The following is a 23,464-nucleotide window of genomic DNA, read 5'->3' as shown; positions in this document are numbered from 1 at the left end:
AATATTTTAACGGTGATAATTTTGGCGTTTTTATTACAGCTACCTAAGGTAAAAATTTATTTATCGGAATCTGCACTTGCATACCGGGTTTTATGCCCTCATTATTTTTTCAGGCTGTTTAGAATCGGGGTAGATATAGCCTCTAACGTAGCTTGCTTATTATCCAGCAATTCTAACACAGTAATGTCGTTTTTACCTGCTTTTAACCATTCTTTTGGCAGGTAAATGGTTTGCTGAGGGCCAATAGACCAATATTTGCCTAAATTATGTCCGTTTACCCAAACCACGCCTTTGCCCCAGGCACGCATATCAAGATAGGTATCGCCGGTTTTGGCAAGGTTAAAAGTTCCTTTTCTGATTACCGGGCCTTCACTGGCGATATTTGCAGGGGCTTTGGCATCAGTGGCTTCAGTATGGTTAAAAGGCAAACTGAACATTGTCCATTTTTTTAATTCAGCGCCATTGAATAAAACACTTTCGGTAATGCCTTTTTTATTGTCTAACAGGTATTTACCAAAATTAATCCGCCCCATATTCTCTACAAAAATATCAAGTTGCAGCCTGCCATTAGGTAAATCCAGCATGATACTATCCTGGTTGAGTCTTCTATCTAATATCCCAACCCGCTTACCATTTATAAAAATCAGGGCATAATCCCTCAGTTTATTAATTTTGAGCATTCCTTTTTTGCCACCTTCAATTGTGGCGCGGTAAAGCATATAACCATAATCCTGATTTAAATCTTCAAAAGTTAGCGGTTTATCGTTCTCCATACCCTTGGGCAAATGATCAAAAACGTTTGATACACTGGTAAGCTTGAAAGGTTTAATGGCAATTGCAGGCTTATCAGCAGGGATAGCTGGCAATTTTGTGCCTTTTGGCAGGTGCTTTTGAATCACGGCACGGAACTGCCTGAACTTTTCGGTTGCGTTACCTGCCTCATTTAAAGGGGCATCGTAATCGTAACTGCTGATTTGCGGTTCGTAAGGCGAAATATCTTTATAATTTGCACCGTTCATAAATGCCCTTGTGCTGCCGCCATGGAACATATACATATTTAAAGAAATACCCGCAGCCAGTACCGAATCAAGTTTGCCTGTATATTTTTCAGCGGGAATGGTGTGGTGTGCCGCTCCCCACCAATCGAACCAGGCGGGATACCATTCTGCAATAAAATATGGTCCTTTGCCATCGTGGTATTTATTGATGGCGCTTCTAACCTTTTCTGGATTATCCTGACCGTTAATGGCCGGCAATAAACCTTTTAAATGCCCACCAATAATATCACTTTCAGGATCGCAGGTATAAAGTAATCCATCAAAGCCTGCGTCGATAAACATTTTCCGGTTGATATCCAGGTATTCTTTATCAGCGGCGTAAGAACCATATTCGTTTTCTACCTGCACCATCAGGATGTTTCCTGCGTGGTTGATTTGTAATGGTGCCAGTTGTTTGCCCACAGCGTTGATGTATTTGCGGTATTCGTTCAGGTATTCTTCCTGTTTGCTACGCACAACCAGGCCTTTTTCGTTCTGCAACCAATATGGGTAACCGCCAAATTCCCATTCGGCACAAACATATGGACTAGGCCTCAGGATTACCCACAAGCCTTCTTCTTTAGCAATTTTAACAAAGCTTGCAATATCGTTATTGCCCGAGAAATCGAATTTACCTTTCTGGGGTTCGTGCAGGTTCCAGAATACATAGGTGCCTATGGTATTTAAGCCCATAGCTTTCGCCATTTTCATGCGGTCGCGCCAGGCTTCTTTCGGTACCCTTGGATAATGTATCTCTCCTGAAATGATCTGAAAAGGTTTGTTATCTAAAAGGAAATCACTTTCACCGAGTTTAAAAGTATGGTTGCCCTGCTGTGCAAATGCTGCTCCGGCATACCATAAAGCACTAATCAGGAGCAGGTATTTTTTTAATTTTAATGTATTCATAGGTAGAATTTTAGGATAAAAAACATCCATTATCCCGCTTTTCAGCGCAAGTTGTTTTTTAATTTTAATGTATTTTAGTTTATTTGAAGATGCTCAGGTCCCATTTATCGAGCCAGCTGATTTTGATGTCTCCTTTATCAAATTTGATCGGTAACCATAAATAACGGCCATCAATTGCATTTTTAGGTTCCCATTTATCGGCCATAAAAATAAATTCGCCTTTTTTACCCGGGGCAGGCAGCACATGGGTACTCTGACCTCCAAAAGTAATATTTGATTTTTCGCCTTCGCAGGGATTACCCATAAACTCCCACGGACCGAAAATCGATTTTGATTTAAACCACCTGGCCGGGTTGGGTGCCCATCCGGTACAGCCTGAGCCTACCATATAATAAATCCCATCTTTTTTGAACAGTGCAGGCGCCTCGGTTTGATGCCCCACGTATATCCTGATAAATTTTCCGGTATGGCTTAAATAATCTGGTGTTAATTCTGCAAGGTGCAGGGTAAAGTTTTCTTCGGAAGAGAAAATGTGGTAAGCTTTGCCATCATCATCAACAAAAACCGTCATGTCTCTCGCCATTTGGCCTCCGGGTAAATCGCGGCAGAAAAAGCCATCGCTTTTATTGGCTGGTTGATCACAGTGTACCTGCTCAGTTAAAGGAGTGCCACTCGCATAAAATGGCATTTTACCTGCATTTGGCCGGTAACTTTTAATAAAAGTGTAAGGTCCTGTTGCTTTATCGGCAACGGCCACACCAGCACGGGCAGCTTCGTAACCCTTGCCCAAAAGCTCTAAATGGAACCACATCACAAATTTCCTGGTTTTTTTGTTGTACACCACTTTTGGGCGCTCCAAAATACATCCTTTGGCAATATCGCTTTTCAAATCATCAGAAACAGCAAGGGCAATGCCTTCATCTTTCCAGTTGTATAAATCTTTTGATGAATAACAGTGTACACCCACCTGCGCGGTATTGCCTTTTTCGCCTTCAATTTTATGTTCGCCATACCAATAATAAGTGCCTTTGTATTCTACAATGCCGCCGCCATGTGCATTGATATGCACACCATTATTGTCTTTCCATATTTTACCGGGGAAAAAAGCATTGAGCTTTTTTTGTGCGAATAAGTTATTCGAAAATGAAATAAAGAATAAAATCAGTGCAAGGGGTAATCTGGTTTTAAGCATAATCAGGTTTTGTTTGAAAAGTTTGATGCGGTAATATAATCAATGTTTTATTATCGGGCCATCAGTAAATGATGACCCGGATAATTAATTAGTAACCCGGATTTTGGGTAATAACGGCATCTTTATTTAATTGTATTTCGCCCAACGGGATCGGTAACAATAAATTTTTGGCAGTTAAACCGGTAATTGGTTTAGAAGCATCATTTGAGTTTAAACGAAGTGCTCTTTCTACCAGGGTACCCGTTCTCATTAAAGTCATCCTTCTGTTTTCCTCTCCGATCAGCTCACGTGCACGTTCATCCAAAATGAAATCCATTGTCATTTGTGATGCCGAAACCTGATCTGCACCTGCACGCGTCCTCAATACATTAATGGTGTTTGCAGCTTCATTGGTTTTGCCCTGTTTTACCTGCGCTTCAGCCAGTAATAAATAAGTTTCGCCCAGGCGCATCAGGATAAAATCTTTGATCATCGCATAACCAAAAGTATCATTGGGATCAAAAGCACCCCATTTTGTTGTACTTGGGCAAATATTGATCAGGGTATCTGGTCCGGTGAAAGGCACCTGTTTACCGTATCTTGCTGCATAAGTAGGGTTCGGGTCGTTGTAATAGTATCTTCTACGGATATTGTATTGAGAGTTTCTGATATCTTTTCCTTTATACAGGCCATATAAAACCCAGTTACTTAAACGTAAACGGCCAATAGAGCGGCCTCCTAACGAATCGGCCAATGCCATACCGGCAATATTATAATAGGCTGCACCCCACACCCTGCGTTGTTGCGGATTATCGGTAATACCGCCTACCACACTGGTTGGATTTTCTTGCTCCAACACCCATATGGCTTCTGTATTGCCCTGCGAGCGCCTTTGGTTGCCATACTGGAACATGTCAGAATAATAATCGCCTGGCAAACTGCTTTTTACACCATAACGGTTTTTAATTAAACTGAATTTTCCGCTGGCAATAATGGCCTGTGCCTGCTGCTCGGCCAAATCTGGTTTATTCATTCTAAGGTACACTTCAGCAAGAAGCTGCATGGCCATAAAACGGTTGGCCCTGCCATACATTTTGCCTTTTGTATTTGTTTTTACCGCTTCGATATCTGGTAAATTTGCCGCAGCATAAATGAGATCGCTAACAATAAAATTGTTTACATCATCTAGCGGTGCGCGTACAAAATCGGTTTTTGGACCGCTCAAGGCATGAACAATTAAAGGTACGCCCCCATAGCAGGTAGCCAGGTTATTATAGGCATAAGCCCTGAAAAATTTAGCTTCGGCACTTACCAGGCTTTTTCCTTTGGCACTTAAGGAGGTAACAGAAGGATTTTCGATCCCATCAACAATAATGTTGGTTAGGTTGATCATAATGTAATTTCTGTTCCAGGTACGGGCAGAACCATTATCCGTAGGGGTTAAAGTGGCATAGTTATAATAAGGGATTTCTACGCCCTGCTGGTTATTGGTTGCATTGGCAACATCGGTACCTACCTGCCAAACACTTGGCCAGCCCTGTTGGTCCGACCACGAAAAGATGGTACTGGTATGGTTGTATAAACCGATTAACGAGGCCTCAAAGCCCAGTGAATCGGTAAGCGTTAACGGGGTGTATGCAGAAAAGGGTTTTTCATCCAGAAATGCTTTTTTACATGATGAAAATGCAAAAAATAATACCGCTAATGCTGTTATGATGGTGATATTCTTTTTCATAATAATAAAATTTAACGTAATGAAACATTTAAACCGAATACAAAAGTCCTGGTGATGGGATAGTTGTTGGTCCAGTCGCCAGAGCCACGGGAAGAATAATTGTTTTCAGGATCCCAGCCTACCCATTTTGTAAAAGTGTGCAGGTTACGGCCACTGGCATAAACGGTTAAACTACCCAGGTGCAGTTTATCTAAAACCGACTGACCAAAAACATAACTCAATGTAACATCCTTAATGCGGGTATAACTTGCATCTGAAGCATATCCATAACCTAAGGTATTGTTATAAGAGAGTGCCGGCCTGGTTTGGCTCATGTTTTCAGGCGTCCAGTACCCGATTTCGGCTGGTGTATTTCTACGGCCGGTTTCATCACCATAGGTTAAATCAGGGTTGTTTTTCGTCATTCCTTGTGCAGTTTGAATAAAAATGCTCAGGTTAACATTTTTGTAATGGAAAGTATTGGTAATACCACCGGTCCATTTTGGCGCAATCTGGCCTAAAATAGTCCTGTCATCTGCAGTGATTTTTCCATCACCATTTAAATCAGCAAATTTTAAGCTTCCCGGTTTGGCCGTTGGATCCTGTTTTGAAACGTCCTCACCGGTTTGCCAAACACCTGTCATTTTGTAATCGTAAACAATGCTAATCGGCTGACCTAAAAACCACCTGTTTCCTAAATCGTCTTTTCCATCGCCATACAATGAAGTAATTTTATTTTTATTGGTAGCGAATACCAGCATGGTTTCCCAACGGAATTTATCACCAACAAAGTTTTGTGTATTCAAAGTTAGCTCCAACCCTCTGTTTTCTGTTTTACCGATATTATCGTAAACATTATTATAACCGGTAATAATTGGCAAGCTTCTTAACAATAATAATCCGCTGGTTTTGTTCTGGTAAGCCTCAATGCTACCGTTGATCCTGTTTTTAAGGATTCCAAAATCGACACCAATATTGGCTGTTTTTGTGGTTTCCCACTGCAATGAAGTATTACCCAGATTGCCTGCCTGCACGCCAATGGTACTGATGCCGTTAAATGGCGAGCGGGATGTTCCATCAGTGGTAATGGTTCTGTAAACCGGAATGGCTTCATTACCTGTTTTACCATAAGAAAGCCTTAATTTCAGGTTATTGATTAACGAAACATTTTTCATGAAGCTTTCGTTAGAAATGTTCCAGCCGATTGCCGCTGAAGGGAAAACGCCATATTTAGTGGTATTGGCGCCAAATACTGAAGAACCATCTCTACGGGCAGTTAAGGTTAATAAATAACGGCTGTCATACGAATAGAACAAACGTCCCATTTGCGAATTAAGGCCATATCTATCGCGGTATGAGCCACTGGTTTGCGTTGCACCGGCACCGATATTATCTAAACCCAGTTCGTCGTTTATAAAACCTACACCACCAGCTGTAGTTTCGTTGTATTTACGTTCCTGGGCACTATAAAGCGCCGTAAAATCGAAATGGTGTTTTTTAATATCTTTCGAATAGGTTAAGATATTTTCTACCGTGTAACTGTTTGTAGAGGCATTGAAACTTCTGGCCGTACCCAGCATATCGTTAGCTAAACGACCAATGTAACTGCCCTCCCTTTTTGGAAAATAGGTATAACCCGCATTTAACCTGTATTTTAAACCCTGTAACACGCCAGGAAATTTAATTTCGGCATAACCGTTTCCATTGATATTGGTAGTCCTGCTGATCTGTGTAGTGTTTAGTCCTAAAAGCGGATTGGTGTACAACTGCTCCGGATTCATGGGGTAAATGGCATAAGTTCCATTTGCATTATACTCTTGCCCGTAAGGGCTCATCGCCGTAGCAAACAATAAGTTAGCCCTTCCGCCATCGTAATTGTTGCTGGTAAGAAACAATGAAGTACCAACGGTTAAGAAACTGGTTACATTTACATCCAGGTTAGAACGTAAGGCAACGCGGTTAAACTGGTAGCCTTTTACTACACCTTTTTGTTTAAGGTAATCGCCGGAAATAAAATATTTTACATCAGGAGAGCCGCCCGAAATACTCAGGCTATGGTCTTGCATCTGCCCCTGTTGTGTTGCTTCTTTTACCCAATCGGTTGTGGTACCGGCATTGTAGGCCGGAAGTTCGCCGATATTTGGTACCGGACGTTGTTGTACCTGATTGGTCTGTTTTAAATAATCGGCATATTTTTGAAGATACTCCTCACCACTGCGTGGTTCTAAAATATGCGCCAGGTTTTCTAATCCCACATAACCGCTATAACGGATTACCGGCTTGCCCGAGGTTCCTCTTTTTGTGGTGATCAGAATTACACCGTTTGAACCATTTGTACCATAAATTGCAGTTGCACTGGCATCTTTCAGAATTTCCATCGAAGCAATATCATTCGGATTAATATCATTCAGCGAACCGCCGGTTTTTGTTAACGGCACACCATCTACCACCACATAAGGGCCTGAATTGGCGTTTATCGAATTTTGTCCACGTACAAGCGTTGCAGGTTGACTGCCAGGTACGGATGAAGTAGTTGTAACATTAACACCTGCAACCGCGCCTTCTAAAGCCTGCATTACATTGGTTACAGGTAATTGTGATAGCCTTGCTTTAGGTACCGATACTACTGAACCGGTTACATCAGATCTTTTCTGCGTACCGTAACCCACAACTACTACATCGTTTAATGTTTTGTCGCCGGCTTCCTGGAGTTTTATATTTATTACCGCCTGGCTGGCCACAACCTGTGTGATGGTGTTATAACCGATAAAACTGAAAGATAAACTTTCGCCCCTGGCAGCGGCTATCTTATACCTTCCGTTGCCATCTGATACGACTACTTTTGAAGAGGTTAGGTTTTTTACCGTAACACTCGGAATTGGTGCACCCTTTATATCCTGTATGGTCCCGCTTATCTCTGCCGGAACAGTTTGGGCGAACAAATGGCCTGCACCCGCAATAACGAATATTGCCAGCAGTGCCATATACTTTAATAGTGATAGTAATTTTTTTTGCATAATGTTATTTGGTTAGTTGTTAGGGATGAAATCAATTACTGAATAATTGACGTTTTTCTTTCCGCGGTCAATCAGAGACTTTCCTGATGACGGGTAATGGGGATTTAGTTACATGTTGGGATAGTTTTATATTTGGTTTAAGCAAATAAAGCACAAATATTACCTCCGCAGTGAGGGGTAATACGGTAATTAATAGGGGTTAAATTCTGATTTTTTGTTAAAAAAAGGCCGTTCCAGGCATTTTTATAGATTTTGAATGATTTTTAAACGTTTAAAAAACGTTTATTTTAAAAAATATAGGATTGTCTTATCTAACTGCAAATGAAAAGAATGCACACAGATATCAATCCGTGTTTATCTGTGTGCGTTTGTGGTTAAAAATTCTAAACTTAACAGCAGTACGCTTAAGTTGATAGGTTACCTTAAATCGGCACTATGGTCGTTCGGGAAATCTTCTCCGGCCCAGATGCGCTGCGCACTCCATTTGGCAGGTGGGTTAGTCCAAAAGGGATCGCTGGCAGGCAAACCCAAAGGAAGAAAAATATTGGTACAGATGTAAGGACTGCCCTGGTTATTGTAAAAATCGCCAAGATCGGGTTGCGAACCGTACAAACCTATGGTTAACCAACCGTTTTTATAAGTGGTGGGGCTTTCTAATGTTTTTTTAATTACTGCGGTAAGGGCACAACGTACCTGCTCAGGACTGAGCTGCTTAGGCAAGGCTTTTCTATAGGCCATATCAGCCAGGTGGTGAAAGGCACCTCCACGGTACACAATTGATCGGCCGGTAGCAGGATAAGTTCCATCGGTATTAATCAGGCGCTCCTGAATAATGGCATAACGTTCATTTCTTTTCCTGATTTTTTCGAACATGCCGTTATAGTCTCTTACCTTACTTCCAATAATATCGGCTATTTTGGCGAGATATGGATGAATCACATAACTGTTATAATAATCGAAAGCATAAGTGCTGCCATCTTTATACATGCCATCGCCCACATACCATTGTTCCATTTGCTGTAAGGCATAATCTACCCGCATGGGATCCCAGCTGTAACCGAATTTAGCCAAAAAGGCCTCGTTCATGGCCGAAAACAACAGCCAGTTCGAAAATACAGGTTTAAATTTACGGGTGGTGATGATCGATTTCACCATCAGCGCCTGATTTTTCGCATCCAGGTGTTCCCAGATCCACGGTGCCCTGATGATGGCCAGTGCCACATAGGAAGCATCTACCAGTTGCTGTCCGCCTATATCATAGTTCATAAAATCCCTGGCGTTCGAATCAAGGGAGTTTTTTAATCCCTGGATTACCCATTCGCGGTATTGTTTACGAAGCGCAATTTCCTTGGCATCGCCATCTTCCAGTTGCAGCCATGGCGCTATTCCGCTTAAAACGCGGCCTAACACCTCTACATATTGTACTTTTATCCGGTGATCTTTATTATCAATATGGATGGAGGTAACCTGCGGCATGGCAATACGCAGACTATCTTTAGCCAGGTTGTACAAAACCGGCCTTACCATTTTATCCATCTGTTGCAGCCAAAATTGCCTGTCGCTTAAGTTTTCTTCACTTTTTTTCTTTTTTTGTGCCGATACCGGCAAGGTTAAAGCAGCAATTGCAATTACCAGTAAGCTTTTGTATAATGTTTTCATGCTATTTTTTTAAAAATCTGTAATATTCACATCCTGCCAACAGGAAAGCACCCACGCCAAAATTGGAAGTTGAGTTTTGATCGACAACCTGTCCCGGAATAGCTTTCTCTCCTATGGGTTGTACGAAACCAATTTTCCCGTTTTCCTGTAAAGCCGTTTTGCTAAGGTATTTCCAGCCTTTTATGGCTGCTGGCAGGTAGGTTTTTTCTTTGAGGTAACCGTTATTAATTCCCCAGAGTAAACCATAGGTAAAAAAGGCCGTTCCACTGGTTTCGGGACCCGGTGCATGTGCGGCATCCAGCATACTCCTCGTCCAATAGCCTTCTGCCTGCTGACTTTCGATAATGGCATTGGCCATTCGTTTATATTTGCTGATGTATTCTTTTCGGTGCTGATCATTTTTAGGCAAATCTTTAAGCACTTTTGCCAAACCGGCGAAAACCCATCCATCGCCCCGTGCCCAGAAATCTTTTTTCCCGTTTACACTTTTGTGTTTGGGATACACATATTTGGCATCGCGGTAATAAAGCCCCGTTTCCTGATCGTACATAATGCTGTTGGCATATGAAAAGTATTCGTGCAATTTTTCGAGGTATTGTTTGTTACCTGTGGTTTTGTAAAGTTTAGTCATTACCGGCATTACCATGTACAAACCGTCGGCCCACCACCAATAATCGCTTGCCGGACTGGACATCTCATATTCCATTACTTCTTTGGCCCTGGCTATTTTATGTTCCTGCGGATCTAAATGATAGAGATCGATATAGGTTTGAAAGCAGATTTGCCAGTCGCCAAAAAGCACATAATCGTCGGTTTCGCCGTATTTATATTTCCACTGGCTTTTATCGGTTGATTTTGCACCCATCCATTGGTTATATGCGGCCCAGGTTTCAGAATATTTACGATAGTTTTCATCTTTTGTTAAGGCAAATACCTCCATATTCCCGGTATGGTAAGCTGCATTATCCCAAAAAGCACGTACTTCGGCTTTGTTGTTACTTTGCCAGTAGTGGTTTACTTTATTAATGATCCGGAGTACTTCCGGCTTCGTGTTTTGTGCCTTTACAATAACCGAAAACAGTATTGCAAGTATAAATGTGTTGTATATTTTCTTCATTAGTTGACTGGATTTATACCTTTTTTGGTTGGAATGACTTTTTTGATGGTACCATCGGCATTAAATTCCATTTTATCAATGCAAACTTCACGATTGTAACCGGCTGCCCTGCCCATATTTATCCCTTTTGGAAGGGTAAAACGGTGATATACCATATACCATTCATCCTTACCGGGAATTTGGATGACGCTATTGTGCCCGGTGCCATAAATCCCCTCCTCGGGTACCTTGGCTAAAATGAGGTTATTTTCGGGGATAGTGATTGTGCCGGTTGGACTATCAGAATAGCCATAACTTACCCTGTAATTTTCGCTGCGGGTATCATCTTCTGACCACAGGAAATAATATTTTCCATTGCGGAAAAACACCTCTGTACCCTCTCTGAAACTTTTGGTCGGTGTGATTATTTTTACGGTACTGCTGTCAATAGAAACCATATCATCATTCAATTGAGCACAGGCCATGTAACCATTTCCCCAATAAAGGTAACTTTTGCCCGTTTTGGGATCTGTAAATACATCCGGATCAATTTCCTGCCCGTTTTTTATGCCTTTTGGCTTTTGATCAATCAATGCCCTGCCACTGTCTTTAAATGGTCCGTTCGGATGATCGGAAACCGCCACACCTATTTTTTGGGCGGCAGTATAATAGTAGAAATACTTAAATTCAGTCCCGATTTTCTTTTCAGCGATGGTTGGCGCCCATGCATTTCTTTTCCCCCAGCTTACATCCCGGTTCAGGTCCAGAATGATGCCTTCATCTTTCCAGTTCACCAGATCGGCAGAAGAAAAGGTTTTAAAATAAGTACCGCTCCAGCCGGTAAAACCATCGCTGGTTGGATATAGATAATATTTCGAGGTTTTATGAGAATAAATAATCTCTGGATCGGCAAAATAACCGGGCAATACCGGATTATTGTTGATTTCAGCCGATGCTTTAAAGGTTTGCGCTGTTTTACCTGCCAGTTTAATTTTGATATTTACCGCACCTCTACTGAAATCGACAGGTCCGGACGGAGAAATTTCAATACCCGGAAAAGAAATAAACTTTGGATTAACCGCTTTTAAATTTGCGCCATACTTAAGCGGAAAAAACACGGTATTTTTAGTAAAATCGACCACAATGTTATTGGTTTTGATAACAGGAGCAGTTGCCGATTCGAAAATTGCCTGTGGCGAATACCATTCAGACACCAGTCGTGCCGCTTCTGCGGAGGTAATGGGCAAAACGGTACCATGGCGGGGGTGGAAGTTCATATTTACGGCTTCATCAACCACTTTAAAGTTTTTTAGATCAGTACTTCTGGTAAACTGGTAGCGGCCTTTCATGTACACATCGTACATCAGAATATAGCCGCTGTTATTGTTGAGCTTAAATACCCCGGCACCCTCTACCGCCTCTTTAGTTTGCTGTAAATAACGATCTTCCTGCACATAACCCCTAGTCAGTTCGCTTGAAACGGCTTTTTTAATGCCATTTCCTTCACCTTCTGTTTTGAAAAAAAGATTGTATTTTCCATCGTGGTAAATGATATCGCCATCGATACAAGAGCCATTTGCAGGACTAAAAAACAGTTGTTTGGGTTCTGTTTCCAGATCGCTAAAATCTGCATTGGCGTAAGCGTAATAGATAATATCGGACTGGTTTCCGTGTTTCATAGACCAGTACACCATATATTTTTTAGCTTTCGCATCATAAATGGTCTGCGGCGCCCATACGCGTTTTAAACTGTCGTTACCCTTAAACCTCTTTTGAATATTGACTACTTTGGAACTCCAGTGAATTAAATCTGTTGATTTTAGCAACACCATCGCCCGGTTGGAATCCCAACTTTTTACCGATTCCATATCGGTGGCCACCATGTAAAAGGTTTTGCCATCCGCACCACGCAAAATATGCGGATCACGAACGCCTCCACTTGAGCTGATGTTTGCTGAAGATAAAACAGGCTGATCGTTATTGAGTGCCCGGTAGGTAAATCCATCGTTACTGATGGCAAAATGTATGGCCTCTTCCGATTTATTGTTTCCGGTGAAATACACAAACAGGTAAGCCGACATTTTTTCATCTGCAGCGGTTTTCTTCTGTGCTGCTAATTGAAAGGGGATTAAAAAAACCAGCAGCCATAAGCGCGAAATCAATTTCATATATAGTTTAATCTTTGTGTGTTTAAGTTTATCTATTGTTTTTTGGCGGCCACTCCAGCACCTGCACAGCTGTTGGCTTTGTAGCTGCTTTGCCTTCCCCATCGATCTGCGTTACATTCTGGATGTAAATATTCAGGATGCCGCGATCTTTCCAGAGTTCGGTATCGTAACTCGGTTCCCAATCGCCCACACTGGTTTGGGTTAAGTCTTCCACTTTCCAGTTGCTGGTATAAATATTTTGATTTAATGCAATCGAGGCTTTATTGCCTCGTTCGGCATCCCTGAACAAAATTCCGGCAGCATAACTTTTCTGGTAAAGCCAGGCTATAATCTGCGGACGGGAAATGGGAATTTTCTTTGTGCCGCCGCCACTTAAACTGAAAGGTGTATTTCTGAAAGCCAGTTTATTCACTTTCCAGCCGCTCCCATCGTTAAAAACAATATGGTATTGTGGAATGGAATCTGGTTTATCTATCCAGTATCCTGCGATAAAAACCCTTCCGTTTTCATCTGCAAACATTGATGTCTGGTTTATTAATTCACTTTTTTGAGGTATTTTAAGTGCATACTCCGCATTTGATTCCGTGATGGGCAATTTATATTTTTCACCTGTACTTTTAACCCAGGTAATGCCACCATCTGTTGATTTCGCGTAGGCCAGATCATGATTGCTGGCCACATCCGGACTTTCGCGCCAAACCCACGAAATATGCAATCCACCGGCTTTATCAGTTGCCACCTGCCAATAAGCATTTCGCTTGCCTTCTCCATCAATCAGGCCATCTTGCACGCGGCTCCATTGTTTATTGCGGAGCGAATAACGGTTAATCATCAGATTTCCATTGCCCGAGCCCCCATCGCGATAGAAAAAAAGCAAATCTCCATCGCTGAGTTTGTAAAACTCCGGATAACTTACTTTTTCTTCCTTTTTTCCAAGCATCGGTTTTTTTTCACCAAGCATTAGCGAGCCGGGAGAAACTGCTTTAGCATAATTTAGCTGGTTGTTGTGCTGCCCCCAAGCCATATGCAGGTACCCAGCCCCGTCGACTGCAATGCTGATGGATTTGTGCGCATCGGTTGCATCGCCCTGATATTGCGTTTTACTGCAGATCCATGATTTGGCTTTACTTTGTCTTTTAGCCAGAACTACAAACTGATCGGCATTATAAAAAGCCGCATATTGGGTATTTTTATAAGTTACAATGGAGTTTTTACGAAAAATAACGGCATTTACTGAGTTATTGGCCCATCCGTTACCGGCTACTGAGCTAATTTTTATGTGTTGTGCCTCACAATGGTTAAAAGACAAAAACAACACACCAAAAACTGTTAAACAAAATAAAAAACAGGCTTTTTGGCTTATCATTTTAGCCAGGCTGGTAGAGAGCAAAGAACAGGGATTAAATTTATACAATATCATAACAGTTTAGGGATAGCCATTGGTAAAAGCATGTTAAATTTACAATGGTGATTCCTGTTTATATTTGGTTAGGCTAAATAGCAACTTTTTACGCTTAGTAACAGGGGGGTAAATCATACTTTACAGGGGGTGATTTAGGAAAAATACATTTATATGGCCTGATTAAGTTAACCGAGCGAGTTTAGGTTATAATATTTATGAAAAGTTTTACGGTGTTTTTTTACAAACTCTGAGGGGGTTAAGTTGAATAATTTCTGGAAATGCTCCCTAAAATATTTAATATCATTAATGCCTACCCTAAAAGCAGCCTCGTTAATGTTAAGGTTGGTATTGATCAGTAATTCTGCTGCTTTTCTTAAACGGATAAACCTTACAAAACTACTTACCGATTGCCCGGAAGTTGCCCTGATGCGTTTATAGAGGTTAGAATGGCTCATTCCCAATGCAGAAGCCAGGATTTTTACGCTAAAGTTTTCTTCGGTAAGGTTATCTTCAATAATGTTAATACAGTTTTGCAAAAAGCCCCTGTCTTCCTGAGAAACCTTATGGGCATCTGATTTAAGCGTAATCTCATTATAAAAATACGATTGCAGGTTTTGCCTGTTTTTAATGATGCCATTAATTTTGGCCGAAAAAAGTTCCTTGTCGAAAGGTTTACTGATGAAATCGTAGGCGCCCACTTCTATACCACTTAAACGCACCTCGGCGCTCGGATCGGCCGTAAGCAGGATTACCGGAATGTGGCTCAGTTCTGAATCCTCTTTAACGGCCCGGCAAAGCTCAATACCGTTAAGGCCATCCATGTTAACATCCGAAATGATAATATCGGGCAAAACATCTTTGCATATTTTTAGCCCGTCGATACCATTGGTAGCATTATAAATTTTAAACTTATCCTGAAAAATCTGTTTAATGTAGCCGATAATTTCTGTATTGTCATCCACAACGAGGATGCTATGCAAATCAGAAATCAGCAGTTCAAGGTTTCCCTTACTTTCCTGTTCTGCATAATCAGGGCTTTCCTCTTCCTGTGTAATCAGTTCGTTTACATAAAGCAACTGATCGCCATCTGCACAATCTACCGGTTCGGCTGGAGATTCTCCCAAAGGCATCTCTATCGAAAATGTGGTACCTTCTCCTTTAACCGACGAAAAATAAATTTTGCCCTTATGGAGTTCTACAAAACTTTTTACCAGGTATAAACCGATTCCAAATCCCATTTTTAACGATTCTTTACCGGCAGCTTTATAAAATTTATCGAAGAGTTTTTCTGAAACCTCATTAGAAATGCCCGGACCATTATCGCTCACTTCAATTTTAACTCCGTTTTGATGCGTAACGATGCTTAATTTCACCATCCCGCTCATTGGGGTAAATTTTAAAGCATTAGATAAAAGATTAAACAGAATGATCTCCAGCTTATCCCTGTCCGCATAAATCTCGATGCTTTCATCTTCGCATTCGAAAATGTAATTGATGTTATTGTTTTTTGCGGTATAACCGAAGCATAAGAATATTTCTTTGGCAAATTTGTAGAGGTTTATTTTTACGATGTTCAAGGCATCATTTTCACTCTCCATTTTTCTGAAAAGGAGCAACTGATCTACCAGGCTTAACAAGCGCCTCGAATTGCGGTACACAACGTTCAGGTCGTTTTTTTCTTGTCCGGCTTCCTTACTGCTCAAAATATCTTTAATCGGGTTAACAATCAGGGTAAGTGGTGTCCGTAATTCATGCGAAATGTTGGTAAAGAAATCAAGTTTTTTCTCGTTCAGGTCTTTTTCACGTTCCATTTTGAGGTTAGTGATTTCGATCTCGTGTTTTAAATTGCGCTGCCTGTTTCGGTAAGTCTGAAAAACATAAACTGCAGCAGAAAGCGAAACAATATAAGCTGCAAAAGCCCACCAGGTACGGTACCAGGGCGGCAGAATCCTGATGGCGATAATTTTTTCGTTATTGCTCCAGTTACCTTCGGTATCCGTACTTTTAATGTGCAATTTATATTCGCCTTCATCCAGCCTCGAATAATAGGCTGTAGAAAGTTTGTTTACATAGTTCCAGTCCCTGTCCCAGCCTTCTAAATAATAGGCATAGGAAATCTGATCCTGGAAGGAAAATTCAATGGCAGCATAATCAACAGAAATTACCGCAGCATTATAAGGGATTGAAATTTTTTGCAGGTTTACTACGGTTGTATTTTTATAGGCAGAATCCTGATTGAGCGGAATATTGTTGATCCTGAAATCGGTGAGCACAATTTTTGGCACCCTACGGTTCTGCTTTATTTTTGATGGATAGAACAGGTTAAAACCTGCTGTGCCCCCGAAGAGAAAAGCCCCGTCTTTTAATTTTATTGCCGCATTATAATTAAACTGATTACTCTGCAATCCATCGGAAGCATAATAACTTTTAAATTTTCCTGTTGCAGGATTGTATTGCGATAAACCATTGTAAGTGCTGCACCAAAAACTGCCGTTTTTATCGGGTAAAATATTTAATACGGAATTACTGGGCAATCCGTCCTTTTCAAAATAGCGTTTAAATTTTCTGGTACGGGGATTAAAGCACAAAAGTCCCCCGCCTTCGGTGCCTATCCATAACATATGTTTGGCATCTTCGTTTATGGCCCTTATAGCGGTATTGACGGTAAAATAGACATGTTTTTTAGATTTTCTGTCTACCTTAATCAGCTGTGCATAATTACCCGCCCAAAGATTGCCTTCCGTATCTTCGAATAGCGTATGGATATCTTTAAGCCTGTTATCAAAAAGCTCAAATTTATCTGAATTTTTATTATACAGGTACAATGCACCGCCACGCGTGGTACCCGCCCAGATGTTTTTGCTTTTATCCAAAAAGAGTTTCCAGATATTAATATCATCAAAACCCCTTGTGCTATTGAAGCACCTGTAATGGATAAATTTACCTGATCGCCTGTCAAAGCGGTCGATGCCGCCACTAAAGCTCCCTACCCAAACATTATTTTCGTCATCACTCAATATACTGGTGATAAAATTGCTTTTTAAGCCCCCGTTTTCTCCATTTTTCGAATAATTGGCAAATCTATTGGTCTTTCTGTTCCAAACACTTAAACCGCCGCCATCAGTACCAATCCATATGTTTTGCGTGCTATCTTCGCAAAAAGAAAGCACAAAATTATTAATCAGCGAATTTTTGTTCAGAGGGTCATTTTTGATCGTCTGGAACTGCGCATTTTCCTGATCGATGATGTTAACCCCTCCCCGCAGCGTAGCAATCCATTTTCTTTTCTCGCCATCTTCAATCACCTGCCCGATGGAATTACTCGATATAAAACCCTTATTGCGCCCGGTGGGTAAACTGTTTAAACTTTTAAGCTTCGTATCATACACCCTAAGTCCGTTGCCATCGGTTGATACCCATAACTTTCCCCCGCCATCAAGCATCAGCCCCATAATGTTATCTGCAACCGGGTAATGGTCTACCTGTTTAAGGCTGTTGGCGGCTTTATCAAAAATGTATAAACCATGCTCGGTACCTATCCAGAGCGTTCCGTTTTTACCATTAACAATGGCGGTTACATTTCTTATTTTCGAATTGTTTAACTGGGTTTTCCCGTTTTGGATATGATACCTGCATAAGCCGTAATCTTTGGCATAAAACCACAGATCTCGCTTTTCATCAACACACAAACCTTTCACGGCATGCATTTTACCTCCATTTAAACCTACAAACCCAGCATGTGGCGCATTCTTTTTTAATAGAAACAACCCATGCTCATCTGTAGCAATAAAAACATTCGAACCCTGATCTGCAGCAATCGAATTAACCGAAAAAGACAGGTTGTTCAACTTACCTTTTTCAAGGTATTTAAGGCTGTGGAATTCACCGTCTGAGTAGCTATAATAAGAGATCCCTTTTTGGGTACCGATCCAGATTTTATCGTCACTGCCATTGAGCGCTGTGATGTGATTGTTTACCAGCGAATTTTCAATGCCCCAGTTATTTCTGAAAACTTTAAATCCATAACCATCGTAACGGTTTAGTCCATCGTAGGTGCCCATCCAGATAAAACCAAAATGATCCAGGTACAGGGAGTTTACAATATTATTAGACAGGCCTTTTTCTACACCGATGTACTTTACCGAGAACAGATTATTTTGGGCAAGGACCAAATCAACATGGATTACAGAAAAAACTATAAGAATCAGAAAAATCTTAAGATTTTTAAACATATATTTTTTAGAAACGGTGTGTTATTTGGTTAAAACGAAGATACAAAATAAATTAAGGCAGGATTAATTTTGGCACAAATAAACGTAACATTAACATTTAAAACCCCGGACGGAATTAAAAAATACTTTTCAGCAAAAAAAAGCCCCTCATTTTCATGAGAGGCAATAAATACTGTTATGAACAGAAACTATTTTGCTGTTTTACCAATCTGATGACGCGCCCCCACCTGAAAACCCACCGCTTGAAGAAGAACTGCCACCGCCGGAAGAGGAGCTACCACCACCTGAAGAGGAGTTGCTGCTGCCAGAGCTTCCCCTGGATGATCCCCAATTTCCAAAAATACTTGTATTGCCTGCACTTTGGGAATCTTCATTATGCAGGTTATGATTTTCCTGATCCATGCGATATTGCTGGTTGTTATTTCTGCGCCTGCCTAATAATTCATTTAAGAAAAAACCAGTTGCCGCACCTGAAGCAAATGAACCAAAATTACTTCTGCCACTATTGTTATAGCCTCCCTGATATCCGTTATATCTTCTTGCTCCAGACCGGAAAGCCATAAAAAAGGAGAAAAGAACGATTCCTACAAGCACTCCTAAAATAATATTTAATGACGGGCCTGAATCAGCTGTTTTTTGAGCTGGTGCTTTAACATTCGTTTCATTAACAGCCGCTAATGGCTGAACGGCCTGCGCTGCATTACCATAACCGGCACTATCGAGTTTAAATGCGATAGTTGAAACTAACGCCGCTATGCCTTTTCCATAATGCTTTAAACGAAAATGTGCTTTGGTTTTTGTTAACACATCCTGACTGTTTTCGGGAGTAAAAATGGGTTCAAGATTACGGGCTACTTCAAGTCGTTGTTTACGCTGGTTAACAGCAGCTACGTACACTAAACCATCTTCTTTATTCCCAACTTTCCATCTGCGTGCAATAAGCAACGAATATTCTTCAATATCATATTCTTTTGGAATCTCATTTACAATTACAATAGCAAGCTGTACGCCGGAATTTTTCTCGATCAGATTAATGGAATCGTTTAAATTTTTAATTTGCGATTTCGACAGAACCTTGGCAAAATCATTTACATAGGTATCTTTTATAGGTTTAGGGATTTGCGCAAATGTAGTAAGCGCTACAAAAAGTAGCAAGAGCGATAAAGTATATTTCATGATTTAAATTATACAGCCAAATTAATATTATTTTTTTTAAAACTAAATATTGAAGAGGCAGGTCATTTGATTTTAATGAAGTGCAAAACACTAACCATCCAAAACAAGGATCCGGGCTTGGAAGGAAACTCCGGATAAACCTGAAATGAGTGTACATGGCAGGGCTCTGGTTCCTATTTTTAGCAAAAAAGTTTTCCACATCTGTGAAGTCCAAAACCTGATTTTGTCTATAATCATACTTTAAACAGTTTAAACCTATTTTTTGATGAATCCTCACAAAAAGTGCTTAAATTTTGATTGCAGGCACATTTTACTAAATTTGAAATATACCAAAACCAAGTTTATGTATCAATTAACAGTACCTGCAGATCGCGTTAACGAATCGTTAAGAAAGCACATTCTGGCCGATGGTTTCGACCTCACCTACGATATGGAAAAGAGTCATGGTGCCTACATTTATGATTCGAAATACAACAGAACTCTGCTCGATTTTTTTACCTGTTTTGCATCTGTTCCCTTGGGCTATAATCACCCTAAAATGATCAATGATGAGGGATTTAAGAAAAGCCTCTTTCAGGCTGCTTTGGCCAATCCTTCAAATTCGGATGTTTACACCCAGCAATATGCACAGTTTGTAGAAACATTTTCGCAAGTTGGGATTCCAGATTATTTGCCTCATGCTTTTTTTATTGCGGGCGGCGGCTTAGCAGTAGAAAATGCAATAAAAGTAGCCATGGACTGGAAGGTTCAAAAAAACTTTAGCAAAGGATATACGGAAGAAAAAGGTTTTAAGGTTTTACACTTCGAAAGGGCTTTTCACGGCCGTACCGGCTATACTTTAAGTTTAACCAATACCCTGCCCGATAAAACCAAATGGTTTGCCAAATTCGACTGGCCGAGGGTTGCCGTTCCGGAAGTTAAATTCCCACTCTCTGGCAATCATTTAAACCATGCCATCGAAACCGAAGAAGCTTCGCTGGCGCAGATCAAAAGGGCATTTGCTGAAAATAAAGATGAAATTTGCGCCATTATTATTGAACCGATACAATCAGAAGGCGGCGATAACCACTTACGGGAAGAGTTTTTGATCCGGCTTAAAACATTAGCGGATGAAAATGAAGCTTTTTTAATTTATGATGAAGTACAAACAGGTGTTGGTTTAACCGGCAAATTCTGGTGTCACCAGCATTTTAGCGAAAAAGCCCGACCAGATATTATTGCTTTCGGTAAAAAAATGCAGGTTTGCGGTATCCTGGTTGGCAATAAGGTAGATGAAATTGAAACCAATGTATTTAAAGTTCCCAGCCGCATCAATTCTACCTGGGGAGGTAATTTAGTAGATATGGTACGCTCTACGCAGATTTTACAGATTATAGAAGAAGACCAGTTGTGTGAAAATGCAGCAAAAGTAGGTGCTTATTTAAAAGAAAACTTAGAAAAGTTATCACATCAGTTCGATCAAATGAGCAATGTACGTGGAAAAGGCCTGTTATGTTCTTTCGATTTCCCTACCAAAGAAATGCGGAATGCTTTTATCAGTAAAGGATTGGAAAACAACGTAATGTTTTTGGGCTGTGGCGAGAAAACCATACGTTTCCGTCCCGCGCTTTGCATCGAACAAAAGCATATTGACGAAGGCTTGACGGTTATGGAAAAAATATTGCCTTTATTGTAGGCATGAAGAAAAAATCCCTCTCCTACCTGATTGTTGCTGTTGTTCTGGTTTTAACTTTCTTTATTGTGAAAGATACCTTTAACCAGCCAGGCATTGAAGATATGAAAGCTGGTTTCAAAGAAATTGTAAAGTATAGAAACGCCAATAATACCGGACCTGTGCAACGGATTTACGTGGTAACGGTTAAAGATTCGGTATGGAAAGAGATGGAAGATTACGGTAATTTAATGCCGCATACCAAATACGGAAATACAAAAGTGTACTTCTTCATGCAAAACGGAAATGTTCCAAAAACCTTACAGCCTGGAGAAGTAAACTTTGATCCTGCTTTTAATAAAGCCTGTATTGCCTTATATGAAAAAAGTGCGATGAGCCAGGTGGCATTTAATAAAAATCCTTATTAATAAAATTTCGTCTGGTTCCCCGGTCTGTGTCCTTACAGAAAGGAATAAATAATAGGCTAATTTCCGTAAATTTTGATTTTTTATTGATTTGGAAACGAAGGGTTTTGTGTACCTGGCATTTTCAGTCCCGCTTTTGTTCCTGCCGATTGGAAAAAAATCGGCATCCACGCCAATCGGGTTTAGTTACAAAGCTGGTACCCGAGAAACCAAATCCCCGGTCTGTGTCCGCACAGAACGGAAAAAATATCATCGCGGTAAAACAAGAATAATGGTCTGTGAGGACACAGACCATGGAAGTTTGTCTTTATGAACCAACCATTGTTTAATAAACCTGACAGCAGCGAAAATCCTTTTTGCTTGCACTAACTTTTAATATGCTGTCATGCTGAGGCACGAAGCATCTGCAAACCATGAAACACTGCTTTAAACCCCGGACTTCAAAACCCGCAAAAAGATTGCAGAGAATGGCAGGACTACAGCACCTATGAAATACTTACATTCATTTCTAAACCATAAAAATCCTGCTATTTATCAAACTCATCAGTATTCGACTACGCTCAGACCGACAAGCACTGCCTCCCCGATATATGTCTTCACAGAACAGAATAACATTATTGAGAGATAACCGAAAATGGTATATGAGGACACAGACCACGGAAGTTTGTCTTTATGAACCAACCATTGTTTAATAAACCTGACAGCAGCGAAAATCCTTTTTGCTTGCACTAACTTTTAATATGCTGTCATGCTGAGTTACGAAGCATCTGCAAACCATGAAACACTGCTTTAAACCCCGGCATTTCAAAACCCGCAAAAAGATTGCAGCGAATGGCAGGACTACAGCCCCTATGAAATACTTACATTCATTTCCAAACCATAAAAATCCTGCTATTTATCAAACTCATCAGTATTCGACTACGCTCAGACCGACAAGCACCGCCTCCCCGATATGTGTCTTCACAGAACAGAATAACATTATTGAGCGATAACCGAAAATGGTCTGTGAGGACACAGACCATGGAAGTTTGTCTTTATGAACCAACCATTGTTTAATAAACCTGACAGCAGCGAAAATCCTTTTTGCTTGCACTAACTTTTAATATGCTGTCATGCTGAGGTACGAAGCATCTGCAAACCATGAAACACTGCTTTAAACCCCGGCACTTCAAAACCCGCAAAAAGATTGCAGAGAATGGCAGGACTACAGCACCTATGAAATACTTACTTTCCCTTTCCAATTCCTCAAAATCCTGCTATTTATCAAACTCATCAGTATTCGACTACGCTCAGACCGACAAGCACCGCCTCCCCGATATGTGTCTTCACAGAACAGAATAACATTATTGAGAGATAACCGAAAATGGTATATGAGGACACAGACCACGAAAGTTTGTCTTTATGAACCAACCATTGTTTAATAAACCTGACAGCAGCGAAAATCCTTTTTGCTTGCACTAACTTTTAATATGCTGTCATGCTGAGGTACGAAGCATCTGCAAACCATGAAACACTGCTTTAAACCCCGGCACTTCAAAACCCGCAAAAAGATTGCAGCGAATGGCAGGACTACAGCACCTATGAAATACTCACATTTCATTTCCAAACCATAAAAATCCTGCTATTTATCAAACTCATCAGTATTCGACTACGCTCAGACCGACAAGCACCGCCTCCCCGATATGTGTCTTCACAGAACAGAATAACATTATTGAGAGATAACCGAAAATGGTCTATCAGGACACAGACCACGGAAGTTTGTCTTTATGAACCAACCATTGTTTAATAAACCTGACAGCAGCGAAAATCC

12 protein-coding genes are annotated in these 23,464 nt (G+C 40.7%); 2 read left to right on the top strand and 10 right to left on the bottom strand.

Features of this window, described 5'->3' with window-relative positions; genetic code table 11:
* Nucleotides 1-101: 101 nt before the first annotated feature.
* The 10 genes from ACTJKC_RS21320 to ACTJKC_RS21275 all read right to left on the bottom strand — a co-directional run bounded on the left by ACTJKC_RS21320 (nucleotide 102) and on the right by ACTJKC_RS21275 (nucleotide 19,578).
* On the bottom strand, nucleotides 102-1,943 hold the full coding sequence (locus ACTJKC_RS21320; protein WP_440795113.1) for a glycoside hydrolase family 35 protein: 1,842 nt from the start codon (nucleotides 1,941-1,943) through the stop codon (nucleotides 102-104).
* Between the two features lie 79 nt (nucleotides 1,944-2,022).
* Entirely contained in the window at nucleotides 2,023-3,135 is a 1,113-nt protein-coding gene (locus tag ACTJKC_RS21315; RefSeq protein ID WP_440795111.1) for a glycoside hydrolase family 43 protein, read from the bottom strand.
* A gap of 88 nt (nucleotides 3,136-3,223) precedes the next feature.
* Entirely contained in the window at nucleotides 3,224-4,849 is a 1,626-nt protein-coding gene (locus ACTJKC_RS21310; protein WP_440795109.1) for a RagB/SusD family nutrient uptake outer membrane protein, read from the bottom strand.
* Between the two features lie 11 nt (nucleotides 4,850-4,860).
* Nucleotides 4,861-7,845 carry a SusC/RagA family TonB-linked outer membrane protein gene (locus ACTJKC_RS21305; protein WP_440795107.1) on the bottom strand — a complete coding sequence of 995 codons (2,985 nt, stop codon included), beginning with the start codon at nucleotides 7,843-7,845 and terminating at the stop codon, nucleotides 4,861-4,863.
* 417 nt (nucleotides 7,846-8,262) lie between these two features.
* Nucleotides 8,263-9,504: a DUF2264 domain-containing protein gene (locus ACTJKC_RS21300; RefSeq protein ID WP_440795105.1), complete on the bottom strand. Its 1,242-nt coding sequence runs from the start codon at nucleotides 9,502-9,504 to the stop codon at nucleotides 8,263-8,265.
* Nucleotide 9,505: 1 nt separating this feature from the next.
* Nucleotides 9,506-10,621, bottom strand: a complete 1,116-nt coding sequence (locus tag ACTJKC_RS21295; RefSeq protein WP_440795103.1) for a glycoside hydrolase family 88/105 protein — start codon at nucleotides 10,619-10,621, stop codon at nucleotides 9,506-9,508.
* The gene (locus ACTJKC_RS21290) at nucleotides 10,621-12,768 is read right to left on the bottom strand and encodes a family 43 glycosylhydrolase (RefSeq protein WP_440795102.1); all 2,148 of its coding nucleotides are present in this window, start codon (nucleotides 12,766-12,768) and stop codon (nucleotides 10,621-10,623) included. The genes ACTJKC_RS21295 and ACTJKC_RS21290 overlap by 1 nt, the downstream gene beginning before the upstream one ends.
* Nucleotides 12,769-12,796: 28 nt before the next feature.
* On the bottom strand, nucleotides 12,797-14,188 hold the full coding sequence (locus tag ACTJKC_RS21285; protein WP_440795100.1) for a BNR repeat-containing protein: 1,392 nt from the start codon (nucleotides 14,186-14,188) through the stop codon (nucleotides 12,797-12,799).
* A 167-nt stretch (nucleotides 14,189-14,355) separates the two neighbouring features.
* Nucleotides 14,356-18,402 carry a hybrid sensor histidine kinase/response regulator transcription factor gene (locus ACTJKC_RS21280; protein ID WP_440795098.1) on the bottom strand — a complete coding sequence of 1,349 codons (4,047 nt, stop codon included), beginning with the start codon at nucleotides 18,400-18,402 and terminating at the stop codon, nucleotides 14,356-14,358.
* 201 nt (nucleotides 18,403-18,603) lie between these two features.
* A complete protein-coding gene (locus ACTJKC_RS21275; protein WP_440795096.1) occupies nucleotides 18,604-19,578 on the bottom strand; it encodes a TPM domain-containing protein in 975 nt (324 codons plus the stop codon).
* A gap of 343 nt (nucleotides 19,579-19,921) precedes the next feature.
* Here ACTJKC_RS21275 and lat point away from each other — a divergent pair, with 343 nt between their 5' ends.
* Together lat and ACTJKC_RS21265 are read left to right on the top strand one after the other, a co-directional pair.
* Nucleotides 19,922-21,253, top strand: coding sequence for an L-lysine 6-transaminase (gene lat, locus ACTJKC_RS21270; RefSeq protein ID WP_440795095.1), 1,332 nt, complete (start codon nucleotides 19,922-19,924; stop codon nucleotides 21,251-21,253).
* Between the two features lie 2 nt (nucleotides 21,254-21,255).
* Nucleotides 21,256-21,657, top strand: a complete 402-nt coding sequence (locus ACTJKC_RS21265; RefSeq protein WP_440795093.1) for a hypothetical protein — start codon at nucleotides 21,256-21,258, stop codon at nucleotides 21,655-21,657.
* Nucleotides 21,658-23,464 lie beyond the last annotated feature (1,807 nt).

Origin of the sequence: Pedobacter sp. 22226 (assembly GCF_052045455.1) — a bacterium.
In the GTDB taxonomy this organism is placed as follows: domain Bacteria; phylum Bacteroidota; class Bacteroidia; order Sphingobacteriales; family Sphingobacteriaceae; genus Pedobacter; species Pedobacter jeongneungensis.
This window is presented reverse-complemented; position numbering and strand designations above follow the sequence as displayed.